Below are 12,671 nucleotides of genomic sequence, written 5' to 3'. Positions count from 1 at the left end.
GATGACCGCAGCCTGCGCTGCGGCGTCGGCGCATGCCTGCCTTCGCGGCTCCTCCCCTTCGCCACGCGGGCGTGCGTGGCACCTGGAGTCCCCCATGAAGCTGCAGTCCCGAATGCTGTCCCTGGCCGTGCTGGCCGCCCTGCCCGCGCTGGCCCAGGCGGCCGATGACACCACCGCGCTCGACCAGATCCTGGTTACCGCCACCCGCACCCCGATCGCCCTGCAGGACAGCATCGCGCCGGCCCAGGTGATCGACCGCGCGCAGATCGAATCCAGCCAGGCCACCTCGCTGCAGGAACTGCTGCGCGGCCGCGCCGGCATCAACCTGACCAACTCCGGCGGCCTCGGCAAGCAGAGCTCGCTGTTCCTGCGCGGCACCAACTCGGGCCACACCGTGGTGCTGGTGGATGGCGTGCGCATCAACAGTGCCGACCTCGGCCTGGCCATGTACCAGGACCTGCCACTGGCGCAGATCGAACGCGTGGAAATCGTGCGCGGCCCGCAGTCCAGCCTGTACGGTGCCGACGCCATTGGTGGCGTGATCCAGATCTTCACCCGCCGCAACCAGGGCGATTTCGCTCCGCACTTCCAGCTCGGCGGTGGCAGCAACGGCCTGCGCGAAGCCAGCGGCGGCATCGGCGGTGGCACCGAACGCGGCTGGTTCGGCGCCGACATCGCCTACCAGCATTCCGACGGCATCGATGCCTGCCGCGGCTCCGCCTCGGTGTTCACCGCAGGCTGCTTTGCCGACGAGCACGACCGCGACGGCTACCGCAACCTGTCCAAGAGCCTGCGCGGCGGCTACAGCTTCAACGACCAGTGGACCGTGGAAGGCAGCGCACTGCGCGCCGACGGCAAGAACCACTACGACGGTTACTACAACTATTCGGAAACCCGCCAGCAGGTGCTCGCTGGCAAAGTGCGCTACACCCCGTCTGAACGCCTGGCTTTCACAGCCAACGTCGGCCGCAGTGACAACGAGTCGGACAACTTCGGCGCACCGGGGGTGTTCGGCAGCGCCCAGACCCATCGTGACAGCGCCTCGCTGCAGGGCGACTTCGGCGTGGCCGAGGGCCAGCTGCTGAGTGCAGGCGTGGATTGGAGCGAAGACAACCTGGACGGCAGCAGCGCCGGATATCTCGTCGACAGCCGCCGCAACACCGGTGTGTTCGTGCAGTACCAGGGCCGCTTCGGCCGCCACCAGCTGCAGGTCAGCGCGCGCAATGACGACAACCAGCAGTTCGGCAACCATGCCACCGGCAGCGTGGGCTGGGCGATGGAACTGGAGCACGGCCTGCGCGTCAATGCCAGCTACGGCACGGCGTTCAAGGCGCCGACCTTCAGCGACCTGTACGACCCGTGGAGCGGGGTGCCGACGTTGAACCCGGAGAAGTCCAAGAGCGCCAATCTCGGTGTTTCGCAGCAGGGCCAGGGCTGGCATTGGGGCCTGGATGTGTACGAGACCCGCATCGATGACCTGATCACCTACGATGCGTCCACGATGAAGATGCAGCAGGTGGAGAAGGCGCGCATCCGCGGTGCCGAGCTGACCGGTGGCGTGCTGTTGGCCGGTTTCGACATCAACGCGCAGCTGAGCTACACCGACCCGCGCAACCGCACCCATGGCAGCCCCCAGTTCGACAACTGGCTGCCGCGCCGTGCGCAGCAGACCGCGCGCCTGGACGTCGACCGCCGCTTCGGTGACGTCCGCGCCGGCCTGACCGTGCAGGGTGCGGGCAAGCGCTATGACAACGCCAGCAACTCGGTGAAGGTTGGCGGCTACGGCACGCTGGACCTGCGCGCCGAGTACGCGCTGACGCCGTCGTGGTCGCTGCTGGCGCGCGCCGCCAACGTATTCGACCGCACGTATGAAACCGTGGCGTGGTTCAACCAGCCGGGCCGCGAGTACCAGCTGAGCGTGCGTTACCAGCCGAAGTGACCGCGACGGTCATGGCAGTGCCGGCCGCTGGCCGGCACTACCATGACCTTCGGCAACGCATCCCGGGTTGCCGGCCAGCGGCCGGCACTACCCAATGCGCCGATCCGGGATTGCCGGCCAGCGGCCGGCACTACCCATTTCGTCAGCCCGGGTTACCGGCCGGCGACCAGGGATGTCCGTTGCATCAGCCCTGCAACCCCGGCAACTCACGCAGGTCGTCGATCACCGCCACCGCATGCGCGGTGGCCAGGTCCAGGCCACGCGGATAGCCGTAACGCACCAGTGCGATCGGCATGCCCGCATCTTCGGCGGCGCGGCAGTCGGTCAACGAATCACCGACCATCAGGCACGCCTCTACAGGCAGCCCGAAGTGCGCAGCGATATGCCGCAGCGGTTCACCACTGGGCTTGCGCTGCGGCATGGAGTCGCCGCCCAACACCAGCGCGAACGCATCACCGATGCCCAGGTGCTGCAGCAGCGGTGGCACCAGCGCTTCGGGCTTGTTGGTGCAGATCGCCAGCGGCACGTTGCGCGCACGCAGTTGCGCCAGTGCTTCAGCCACGCCATCGAACAGACGCGGGCTGCGCAGCAGGCACTCACGGTAGTGCACCATGAACACCGGCATCACTTCGGCCAGGTCCACCTCGCGGCCGGCCGCATGCACGGCCTGTTCGACCAGGCGGCGCACACCGTCGCCGATCCAACCGAGCACCGTGGTTTCCGGCACGCGTGCCACACCGATGTCCTCCAGCGTGCGGTTCAGTGCTTCGGCGATATCAGCTGCGCTGTCGACCAGCGTGCCATCAAGGTCGAACACGACCAGCGGATAGGGATACGACAAGGGACGGCACCTGCATGACGTGGGGCCGTCCATTGTACGCCGCTGGTTTTTGCGCCGATCCGCCTCAGCCGATCCGGCGCGCGCGGGTCGCCAGGAAGGTGGGCAGATAGCGATCGATCAGGAAGCGCGGCTGCGGCTGCCAGTCTTCCATGAAGCGATCGATGATGAAGCCGGCATCGAGCTGACCACCGATCAGTTCGGTCAGGCTGTGGCCGAAGGTCAGCGCGTCACCCCGTGCCAGCTTCGCCTCGCGCTCGGCCGGCGCCAGGTCTTCCAGGTCCGAATAGGGAATGGCGTACTGTGGCCGGATCAGGCCTTGTGCATCCAGCTGCGGATCGCGCGCGCCAACGAACAGCACCGGGTTGTAGAAGCTGGCCATCAGCATGCCATCGCGTGCCAGCACGCGGCGGCACTCGGTCCACACCGGGCGCACATCAGGCACGTACAGGTTCGAGATCGGGTGGAACACCACATCGAAACTGTCGTTGGCAAACACGTGCAGATCGCGCATGTCGCCCTGCACGGTGCGCAGCTGCAGGCCATCGCGCGCGGCGACCCTGCGGTCCTGTTCCAGCTGCCCGTCGGAGAGATCGAACACGGTGACGTCAGCGCCCGCAGCGGCCAGCACCGGTGCCTGCTGTCCACCGCCCGACGCCAGGCACAGGATGCGACGGCCGCGCACATCACCCATCCAGTCCAGTGGCAACGCGCGGGGCGTCAGGTGCACCTGCCAGCGGCCTTCGCGCGCGGCGGCAATCGTTGAGCTTTCCACCGGGCGCGACCATTCGCGCACTTCGCTGGCCTGGCGGTCCCAGGCAGCACGGTTGTGGTCGATCAAGGCCTGTCCATGGTTCATGTGTTCTCCTTGCCCGGTGGGCGCCAATCCAGATCCTGGAAGGCCGGGCTGGCGAAACACTCGCCCAGGAAATCCAGGAATCGCCGCATGATAGCGGGCTGCTGGCGCCGTGACGCGTACACGGCATGAATGCCGAGTTCGTCCAGGCTGAATTCGGGCAGCAGTTCGATCAGCTCACCGCTGCGCAGCAGCGGCGCCACCTGGTAGGTCGGCAGCATGGCGATGCCGGCACCGGCGCGCACCGCCTCCAGCAGCAGCGAGGCCTCGTTGGCACTGATGTTGCCACCCACCGCCACCGACAGCGAACGCCCATCGCGGTGCAGCTGCCACAGGCTCTTGCCGACGTAGTGGTGGGTCAGGCAGTTGTGCGCGGCCAGGTGCTCGGGGGCGGTCGGTGTGCCACGCGCCTGCAGGTAGGATGGCGTCGCGCACAGCACCGAGCGGCAGGTGGCCAGCCGCCGTGCGATCAGGCTGGGATCGATCTGGCGCGCGATGCGCACGGCCAGGTCCACCCGCTCCTCCACCAGGTTCACGGTGCGGTCGACCAGCAGCAGCTCGATGCGCGCCGCCGGATGGCGCGCGACGAAGCCGGCCACCGCCCGCGCCAGGTGGCTCTGCCCGAATGAGACGCTGGCGGTCACCCGCAGCGTCCCGTGCGGCTCGGGATCATCACTGGCCAGCTCGCCCTGCAGTTCTTCGCCGATCGCCAGCATCTGTCGGAAGCGCGCCAGCGCCGCCTCACCGGGGCCGGTCAGGCTGACCCGGCGCGTGGTCCGGTGCAGCAGGCGAGCGCCCAGCCAGCTCTCGACCTCGGCCAGGTAGCGGCTGACCATTGCCCGCGACATGTCCAGCACCTCGGCGGCGGCGGTGAGGCTGCCGCGCTCGGCCACCTCGACGAACACGGTCATGGCGGTCAATCGGTCCATATGCTCGATCCATGCAACAAACAAGCGCGTTATACGCTGTTTTTCGAGCAACTGCAGCAGCCTAGAGTGGCCCCATTCCCACCCCACACCGCCCCACGGAGTCATGCCATGAAAATCGCCCTCGTTGGTTCCACCGGCAACATCGGCCGCCAGATCGCCCGCCACGCGCTGGCCCGCGGCCACGAACTCACTGTCATCGTGCGCAGCGCGCAGGACCTCCCGGCCGAGCTGGCCGGTGCCCATCCGGTGATCGCCTCGCTGGATGACCAGGACGCGCTGGTTGCCGCCATCACCGGCCACGACGTGCTGGCCAGTGCCTACGGCCCGCGCCCGGGCGATGACATCGGCCGCGTCGGCGAGATCGCCGCGCAGCTGGCCGCCGCCGCAAGCAAGGCCGGCGTGCCCCGCCTGGTGGTGGTCGGTGGCGCCGGCAGCCTCGAAGTCGCACCCGGCGTGCAGCTGGTCGATACCCCCACCTTCCCGGAGGCCTACAAGCCGTACGCACTGGCCCACCGTGAGGCGTTCAACCGCCTGCAGGCAGTGGATGACCTGGACTGGACCTTCTTCTCGCCGGCCGCCGAAATCGGCCCGGGTGAAGAGCGCGGCCAGTACCGCGTACAGCCCAAGGCGTTCCTGGCCGACGCCAGCGGCCACAGCCGCATCAGCTACGCCGACTACGGCGCGGCGTTCGTCGCCGAGCTGGAAGCGCACCAGTACCCGAATCAGATCATCACTGCGGCGTACTGATGCCAGACCGCCGGGCATGGCCCGGCGCTACCCACCTGTGAGCCAGGCCCACGCTCGGCTCGCCGTCCGCCACAAGGAATGCCCCATGCGTACCGCTGCCCTGCTGCTTCCCCTCGCCCTGGCCGCCAGCTTCACCAGTGCGCCACTGCTCGCCGCGCCGGCCGCCGCAGCGCCGGCCACGGCCACGAAATCCCAGCTGCACCTGCAGACCTTCCATCCCGGCCCGCAGGCGATGTTCTCGGTGTCCTCGGTCCTGATCGAAGGCCGCCACGACGCGATCCTGGTCAATGCGCAGTTTGCTGCCAGCGACGCGCGCAAGCTGGTCGAGCTGATCCGCGCCAGCGGCAAGCAGCTGACCACCATCTACATCAGCCACGGCGATCCGGACTACTACTTCGGCCTGGCCACGCTGCAGGACGCGTTCCCGCAGGCGCGCATCGTCGCCACTGCGCAGACCGTCGCCCACATCCAGCAAACCCAGGCCGGCAAGCTGGCCTACTGGGGACCGAAGATGGGCGCCGACGTGCCGGCGCGCATCGTGGTGCCGCAGGTGCTGGACGGCGATGCCCTGCAACTGGAAGGCCAGCGCCTGCCGCTGATCGGCCTGGATGGACCCACGCCGGACCGCACGGTGCTGTGGGTGCCGTCGCTGCGCGCGATCGTCGGTGGCATTCCAGTGGTGGCCGGTGAACACGTGTGGATGGCCGATACGCAGACGCCGAAGTCACATGCCGACTGGCTGCAGACCCTGCAGCGGCTGCAGGCACTGAAGCCGAAGGTGGTGGTGCCGGGGCACTACGCGCCGGGCGCGGCGCTGGATGCCAGTGCGCTGCGCTTCACCGCGGACTACATCCGTGCGTTCGATGTTGAGGCGGCAAAGGCGAAGGACAGTGCGGCACTGGTGAAGGCGATGCAGGCGCGCTACCCGAAGCTGGCGGGCGTGGCGTCGCTGGAGTTGAGTGCGAAGGTGGCCAAGGGCGAGATGCAGTGGCCATGAGGTAGGGAGTTTTCTTTTGCAGGGCTGCGCCCTGCACCTGCTCAATGCAACGGCAACAGCCGAAGCAACAGCAACAGTTGGCTATCCGTGGGATGGCGGGGTGGGTCCGGTTGCGGGGGGCGCTGCAAGTACGTCCATGTAAGCTCGGTCGCCGCATCCATGCGGCTCACGCCCCCGCAACCGGACCCACCCCGCCTTCGACAGTTTCCCGCCATCTGTCGGAACCTGCTGCTGATGGAACCTGCTGCTGTTGGTGGGTGCCGACCGTTGGTCGGCACGACAATGATCAGTGCTCGAACAATTCGCCCTGCACCACCGGCTCCTTTTCGCGGAAGCCACCGAGTCCGACACCCACCAGCCGGTAGCGGGTCTCCGCCGGCAGGTCGACGCGGGCGCGCAGGGCCAGGGCGATGTCGCGCAGTTCTTCCATCGATTCCGGCGGGCGCTCCGGGGTGAAGCTGCGGGTGAGGATGCGGAACTGCGCGGTCTTCAGTTTCAGCACCACGGTGTGGCCGACGCGTTCGGTCTTGCGCGTGGCATTCCAGGTCTTCTCTGCCAACTGCACGATTGCCTCCCCCAGGTCTTCCAGCGGCAGATCCTCGGCGAAGGTGTCTTCGGAGGAAATCGACTGCACCTGCTGGTCCGGCTCCACCGGCCGCTCGTCGATGCCGCGTGCGCGGTTGTACAGGCTGCGGCCGAAACTGCCGAACGCCTCTTCCAGGTCGATCAGTGCCCACTGCCGCAGGTCGCCGCAGGTGACGATGCCGCGCGCGGCCAGCTTGCCTTCCATCACCTTGCCGACGCCGGGCACGCGGTTCACCGGCAGCGGCAGCAGGAACGCGTCCACCCGCTGCGGCGGAATCACGAACTGGCCATCGGGCTTGCGCCAGTCCGAAGCGATCTTGGCCAGGAACTTGTTCGGCGCGATCCCGGCTGAAGCGGTCAGGTTCGTCTCCTCGCGGATCTGCGCACGGATGGTGCGCGCGATGTCGGTGGCCAGTTCGATGCCACTCTTCGGCTCGGTCACGTCCAGGTAGGCCTCGTCCAGCGACAGCGGCTCGACCAGGTCGGTATGGCGCAGGAAGATCGCGCGTACCTGCTGTGACACCGCCTTGTAACGTGCGAAGTCCGGCGGCACGAAGATCGCGTCCGGGCATAGGCGCTCGGCACGCACGGCAGGCATCGCCGAACGCACGCCGAACACGCGCGCCTCGTACGAGGCCGCGCACACCACCGAGCGCGCGCCGCGCCATGCCACAACCACCGGCTTGCCGCGCAGTGACGGATCGTCGCGCTGCTCCACCGACGCGTAGAACGCGTCCATGTCGACGTGGATGATCTTGCGCAGTCGGGTCATGTCAGGCGGAAAGGGCGGGGGCGTGCCGAACGGGCCACACGCCGAAGTATGGTCGTTGCACATCAACAGGATGCGCGTATTCCATTGAAAACACTACGGTTGCGTACGGTTGAAATGTTTGATCGGCGCAGTTTCCACGGGCATCCTCGAGCGCTTGTTTCCCTGTTTCCCCGCTTCCAGGATTGTGCTTCATGACCCGTCTCCACGCGTTCAACCGCGAACAGCTGCTGGCCAGCGCACGCGGTGAACTGTTCGGCACCGCCGCCGGCCGTTTGCCCAACGATCCGATGCTGATGTTCGACCGCATCACCGACATCCGCGAGGACGGCGGACCGCATGGCAAGGGCATGGTACGCGCCGAACTGGATATCCGCCCGGACCTGTGGTTCTTCGGCTGCCACTTCATCGGCGACCCGGTGATGCCCGGCTGCCTCGGCCTGGACGCCATGTGGCAGCTGACCGGCTTCTTCCTGACCTGGCTGGGCGCCCCCGGCAAGGGCCGCGCACTGGGCTGCGGCGAGGTGAAGTTCACCGGCCAGGTACTGCCGGAGGCCAAGCTGGTGCGCTACGAGATCGACATCAGCCGTGTCATCAACCGCAAGCTGGTGATGGCCCAGTCGGACGCCCGCATGTACGTGGATGACCGCGAAATCTACAGCGCGCGCGACCTGCGCGTCGGCCTGTTCACTGAAACCGGGAGCTTCTGATGCGTCGCGTCGTCATCACCGGCATGGGCATCACGTCCTGCCTCGGCAATGATCTGGATACCGTTTCGGCTGCGCTGCGCGAAGGGCGCTCGGGCATCACCGCCCTGGCCGACCACGCCGAAGCGGGCCTGCGCAGCCAGGTCGGCGGTCGCGTCGACCTCGACCTGGAGGCGCTGATCGACCGCAAGCAGAAGCGCTTCATGAGCGATGCGGCAGCCTTCGCCTACCTGTCCATGCGCGATGCGATCGCCGATGCCGGGCTCAGCCCCGAGCAGGTCAGCAACCTGCGCACGGGCCTGATCGCCGGTTCCGGCGGCGGCTCCAGCGAATGGCAGATCGGCGCAGTCGACCTGCTGCGCGAACGTGGTGTGCGCAAGGTCGGCCCGTACATGGTGCCGCGCACGATGTGCTCGACGGTCTCGGCCTGCCTGGCCACCGCCTACCAGATCAAGGGTGTCAGCTACTCGCTGTCGGCCGCCTGCGCGACCTCGGCGCACTGCATCGGCGCCGCCGCGGACATGATCCGCCATGGCGCGCAGGACATCATGTTCGCCGGTGGCGGTGAAGACCTGCACTGGTCGATGAGCGTGATGTTCGATGCGATGGGTGCGCTGTCGACCAGCTTCAACGAGACCCCGGCCAGCGCCTCGCGTCCGTACGACAAGGACCGCGACGGCTTCGTCATCGCCGGTGGCGGCGGCATGCTGGTGCTGGAGGACTACGACCACGCGGTTGCGCGCGGTGCGCACATCCATGCCGAGCTGATCGGCTATGGCGTGACGTCCGATGGCGCCGACATGGTCGCGCCGTCCGGTGAAGGCGCGGTGCGCTGCATGAAGATGGCGCTGCAGGGCGTCGACCGCCCGCTGGACTATCTCAACACCCACGGCACCTCGACCCCGCTGGGCGACGTCACCGAGCTCAACGCGATCCGCGAAGTGTTCGGCGACGCGGTGCCGCCGCTGTCCTCGACCAAGGCGCTGTCCGGCCATTCGCTGGGTGCGGCCAGCGTGCATGAGGCGATCTACTGCCTGCTGATGATGCGCGATGGCTTCGTTGCCGGTTCGGCCAACATCGGCGAACTGGACCCGAAGGTGGAAAGCTTCCCGATCCTGCGCGAGAGCCGCGAGCAGAAGCTGGATACCGTGATGTCCAACAGCTTTGGCTTCGGTGGCACCAACGCTGCGCTGGTGTTCGGGCGGGTGTGATGGGAAGGCGTGCCGACCAACGGTCGGCACCTACCGGGGCGTTTGGGCGTGCCAACCAAGGTTGGCACCTACCGGGGCATTGGGTGTGCCGACCCACGGTCGGCGCCCACCGTTACCTCGGCAGCAGCGGCAGCAGCAGCGCGTGCGCGTCCACCAGCGAGCCGACGATGCGGTGGCCCAGTGCGCGCAGCTCTTCATCCGGATGCACCAGGTCCGGCACCTGGATCACGGTCATGCCGGCAGCCAGCGCTGCACGCGTGCCGGCCGGTGAATCTTCCAGCGCCAGGCAGCGCTCGGGCACCTGGCCCAGCCGCTGCGCGGCCAGCAGGTAGATATCCGGCGCCGGCTTCGGCCGCGCCACATCACCACTGGTGATCACGGCATCGAAATACGGCAGCAGGCCGGCCGCGGCCAGCTTGCGGTTGGCCCGCGGCTGCCGCGTGGTGGTTGCCACCGCGCGCGGTACCGCGTGCGCTTTCAGCAGCTCCAGCAGCTCCAGAATGCCCGGACGCAGCGGCAGGCCGGTCTGTGTGCGTGCTTCGTACAGCTCATGGCAACGTGCAGCCACCGCGTCGATCACGCTGTCCTCGATGCCCTGCGCGCGCAACAGGGCGTGCGTATCGCGGTCGCCGAGGCCGACCATGCGCAGGAACACCGTCTCGTCCAGACCCAGCCCGAATTCGTCGGCCGCCTCGCTCCAGCAGGCCAGCGAGACCCGCTCGCTGTCGATCATCAGGCCGTCCATGTCAAAGATGACGGCGTCGGGGAGGAACGGCAGCGCAGCGATGGTGGTCATGGAGCGAACAGCGTATCCAGATCGGTGGAGGTGAGCTGCCGCCATTGCCCCTCGTCCAGTCCCCGCAGGTCCAGCCCGCCGACACGGCTGCGGTGCAGGGCCTGCACGTGGTTGCCGGTGGCGGCGAACATGCGGCGTACCTGATGGTAGCGGCCTTCATGCAGCACCAGGCGTGCGCGACGCGCATCCAGCACTTCCAGTTCAGCCGGCAGCAGGGGGGTCTTCTCGGACTCCAGCATCAGCGTACCGCTGGCGAACAACGCCACTTCGTCGCCGCGCAGGTCGTCGCTCAGTTCCACTTCGTAGACCTTGGGCAGCTTCGACTTCGGCGAGATGATCCGGTGCAGCAGGCCGCCATCGTCGGTCAGCAGCAGCAGGCCGCTGGTCTCGCGGTCGAGGCGGCCCACGGTGGACAGCACCGGATCGCGGTCGCGGAAGCGCGGCGGCAGCAGGTCGTAGATCAGGCGGCCGGTGTCCTTGGTCGAACAGGTGTAGCCGGCCGGCTTGTGCAGCGCGATCGACAGCCCCACCGGCGGGTCCAGCGGCTCGCCATCGACCCGGATCGCCTCGTGCGGCACCTGGTCGTCGGCATACAGCACCTCGCCGTCGGCGTCGGTGACGCGGCCTTCGCGGAACATCCACTGCACCTGCTTGCGGCTGCCATAGCCCAGGTTGGCGATGAGCTTGACCAGCTTCACTTGCCCTTCCCCTTCACCGCTTCCACCAGCTTGAAGCCATCACGCTCGGCGATCACGCGCACCGCGCCAAAGCTCTCGTTGAGCGTGTACTCGTACGGCAGGTGGCGGTTGGCCACCACGTACAGGCGTCCGCCCGGGCGCAGCGCCTGCGCGGCCACGGCGATGAAGCGCTGGCCGATATCCGGGCGATCGGCGCGCGAGGGCGTGTGGAACGGCGGGTTGCTGATGATGACGTCGTAGCCCGACTCGATGCCGCCGGTGACGTCCTGCCACAGGAAGCGCAGCGGCAGCGCGCGCGGCGGCGGCGCCAGGTTCAGTTCGGCAAGGGCCAGCGCACGCTGCTCGGCTTCGTACAGATCCAGCGCGGTGATCTTCGGGCAGCGCTCCAGCAGCTCGCGCGACAGATAGCCATAGCCCGCGCCGAGGTCGGCGGCACGCCCGGCCAGGTCGGCCGGCAGGTGCTCGGCCAACAGCGCCGACGCCGGGTCGATGCGATCCCAGGCGAACACGCCCGGGCGGCTGAGGAAACGGCCGCCGACGATCGGCCGCACCGCATCCAGTGCCGACCAGCGCTTGGCCAGGTCTGCGTCGTGCTGGCCCTGCATCGGGGCGGTCCAGTACACGCGACAGTGGTTCTTGGTCAGGCTGCCGCCGAGGCCGGTCAGTTGCTTGAGGTCGCCCTCGCCCGAACGTGCGCCTTCGTTGTTGGACTGGCAGGCGACGATGCGGCCGCCGTCGGCGACCAGCGCCAGCGCGCGCGCGAACAGGGCACGGGCCTCCTCGCGCTGGCGCGGCGGCAGCACCAGCACCAGCGGGTAGCGGCCCTTGCCGGCCACGTCATCCAGCTGGCCGCTGACGGTCCAGCCGGCGGCCTGCTGCAGCGGCTGCGCGAACGGGGCAAAGCTCTGCTCGCAATGCACTTCGCGGTTGCCGGCCACTTCGCGCAGCGGCCAGCCGTCGCGGGCACGCAGGAAGGCCACCGGGCCCTCCGGCCAGCGCAGGGCGCCTTGGGAGAACGGCAGGAACAGGGTCTGCAGGGGGGCGTCGTCGCTGGAGGCCATCGGCGCGGGTACTTCAAGCGTGAGGGCCGTCCATTGTACCGGCTTGGCCGGGCCGGCCCCGGCGGCCGCTTTGCGAAACCCGAACGGGGCCTTGATCTGCCAGCAACATTGAAACGTTCAGGGTAGAGGCTCCCCCCCGGAAACCCAGGAGAACCTGCATGCGAGCCTTGTTCGTCGGTGGCGTGGTCGACAACAGTGAAATGGACCTGGAAGGCAGCCATCCGCCCGTGCATTACCCCGAGGACACCGGCGGTGGCCACTCGCGCTACCGGCTGCACCAGGTCGGCCATGGTGCCGACGGAAGCGTGGCCTATGCGGTGTACGGCGCACCGGACCTGGCCGACGACGAGGTGGCGAGGGTGGCGGAAGAACGCGCCTACGCGCGCCGGTTCGAGGCGACGCCTACGTTGTTCGAGCATTGATCCCAACAGCCACGCATGGCGTGGCTCTACTGCAACCTCTGGAAAATCCACGCTGTGCGTGGACGGCATGAGGCCTGGCCGATGACGAGGTCACGCACATCCATGCGTGGCCCTTT

13 protein-coding genes are annotated in these 12,671 nt (G+C 68.1%); 6 read left to right on the top strand and 7 right to left on the bottom strand.

The features are described 5' to 3' along the window. Window positions 1-94: 94 nt before the first annotated feature. Window positions 95-1,939, top strand: a complete 1,845-nt coding sequence (btuB, locus tag ACZK3W_RS02310; protein ID WP_478450387.1) for a TonB-dependent vitamin B12 receptor — start codon at window positions 95-97, stop codon at window positions 1,937-1,939. Between the two features lie 184 nt (window positions 1,940-2,123). Here btuB and gph read toward each other — a convergent pair whose 3' ends face one another. From gph to ACZK3W_RS02295, 3 genes are all read right to left on the bottom strand, one after another. After that, window positions 2,124-2,780 (bottom strand): phosphoglycolate phosphatase, encoded by a 657-nt coding sequence (gene gph, locus ACZK3W_RS02305; RefSeq protein ID WP_478450386.1) that lies wholly within the window; start codon window positions 2,778-2,780, stop codon window positions 2,124-2,126. 64 nt (window positions 2,781-2,844) lie between these two features. Beyond that, window positions 2,845-3,636, bottom strand: coding sequence for a class I SAM-dependent methyltransferase (locus ACZK3W_RS02300; RefSeq protein ID WP_032128731.1), 792 nt, complete (start codon window positions 3,634-3,636; stop codon window positions 2,845-2,847). Further along, a complete protein-coding gene (locus ACZK3W_RS02295) occupies window positions 3,633-4,562 on the bottom strand; it encodes a LysR family transcriptional regulator (protein WP_049398348.1) in 930 nt (309 codons plus the stop codon). The genes ACZK3W_RS02300 and ACZK3W_RS02295 overlap by 4 nt, the downstream gene beginning before the upstream one ends. A gap of 108 nt (window positions 4,563-4,670) precedes the next feature. On the opposite strand from ACZK3W_RS02295, the gene ACZK3W_RS02290 reads away from it, so the two are divergent. Next, window positions 4,671-5,309: an NAD(P)-dependent oxidoreductase gene (locus tag ACZK3W_RS02290; protein WP_478450385.1), complete on the top strand. Its 639-nt coding sequence runs from the start codon at window positions 4,671-4,673 to the stop codon at window positions 5,307-5,309. Window positions 5,310-5,394: 85 nt separating this feature from the next. Next, on the top strand, window positions 5,395-6,306 hold the full coding sequence (locus ACZK3W_RS02285) for an MBL fold metallo-hydrolase (protein WP_125892454.1): 912 nt from the start codon (window positions 5,395-5,397) through the stop codon (window positions 6,304-6,306). Window positions 6,307-6,592: 286 nt separating this feature from the next. On the opposite strand, the gene dinB is transcribed toward ACZK3W_RS02285, so the two are convergent. Further along, on the bottom strand, window positions 6,593-7,663 hold the full coding sequence (dinB, locus tag ACZK3W_RS02280; protein WP_149909003.1) for a DNA polymerase IV: 1,071 nt from the start codon (window positions 7,661-7,663) through the stop codon (window positions 6,593-6,595). Window positions 7,664-7,854: 191 nt separating this feature from the next. Here dinB and fabA point away from each other — a divergent pair, with 191 nt between their 5' ends. Next, complete coding sequence (fabA, locus tag ACZK3W_RS02275) at window positions 7,855-8,370, top strand: 3-hydroxyacyl-[acyl-carrier-protein] dehydratase FabA (RefSeq protein WP_005407930.1); 516 nt, start codon at window positions 7,855-7,857, stop codon at window positions 8,368-8,370. Next, the gene (gene fabB, locus ACZK3W_RS02270) at window positions 8,370-9,578 is read left to right on the top strand and encodes a beta-ketoacyl-ACP synthase I (protein ID WP_014645811.1); all 1,209 of its coding nucleotides are present in this window, start codon (window positions 8,370-8,372) and stop codon (window positions 9,576-9,578) included. The genes fabA and fabB overlap by 1 nt, the downstream gene beginning before the upstream one ends. A 112-nt stretch (window positions 9,579-9,690) precedes the next feature. On the opposite strand, the gene ACZK3W_RS02265 is transcribed toward fabB, so the two are convergent. The 3 genes from ACZK3W_RS02265 to ACZK3W_RS02255 are packed head-to-tail and all read right to left on the bottom strand — an operon-like array spanning window position 9,691 to window position 12,133. Continuing rightward, a complete protein-coding gene (locus ACZK3W_RS02265; protein ID WP_125892451.1) occupies window positions 9,691-10,374 on the bottom strand; it encodes an HAD family hydrolase in 684 nt (227 codons plus the stop codon). Further along, the gene (locus tag ACZK3W_RS02260; protein ID WP_279913795.1) at window positions 10,371-11,072 is read right to left on the bottom strand and encodes a pseudouridine synthase; all 702 of its coding nucleotides are present in this window, start codon (window positions 11,070-11,072) and stop codon (window positions 10,371-10,373) included. Before ACZK3W_RS02260 ends, ACZK3W_RS02265 begins: the two co-directional genes overlap by 4 nt. Then, window positions 11,069-12,133, bottom strand: a complete 1,065-nt coding sequence (locus ACZK3W_RS02255; protein WP_478450384.1) for a class I SAM-dependent methyltransferase — start codon at window positions 12,131-12,133, stop codon at window positions 11,069-11,071. Before ACZK3W_RS02255 ends, ACZK3W_RS02260 begins: the two co-directional genes overlap by 4 nt. A gap of 158 nt (window positions 12,134-12,291) precedes the next feature. On the opposite strand from ACZK3W_RS02255, the gene ACZK3W_RS02250 reads away from it, so the two are divergent. Beyond that, the gene (locus ACZK3W_RS02250; RefSeq protein WP_005407925.1) at window positions 12,292-12,555 is read left to right on the top strand and encodes a hypothetical protein; all 264 of its coding nucleotides are present in this window, start codon (window positions 12,292-12,294) and stop codon (window positions 12,553-12,555) included. Window positions 12,556-12,671: the final 116 nt, after the last annotated feature.

The sequence above is a fragment of the Stenotrophomonas sp. 80084_Sma genome (assembly GCF_056481995.1).
The sequence above is the reverse complement of the archived record's forward strand: the minus strand, read 5'-3'. Positions and strand labels throughout refer to the sequence as shown.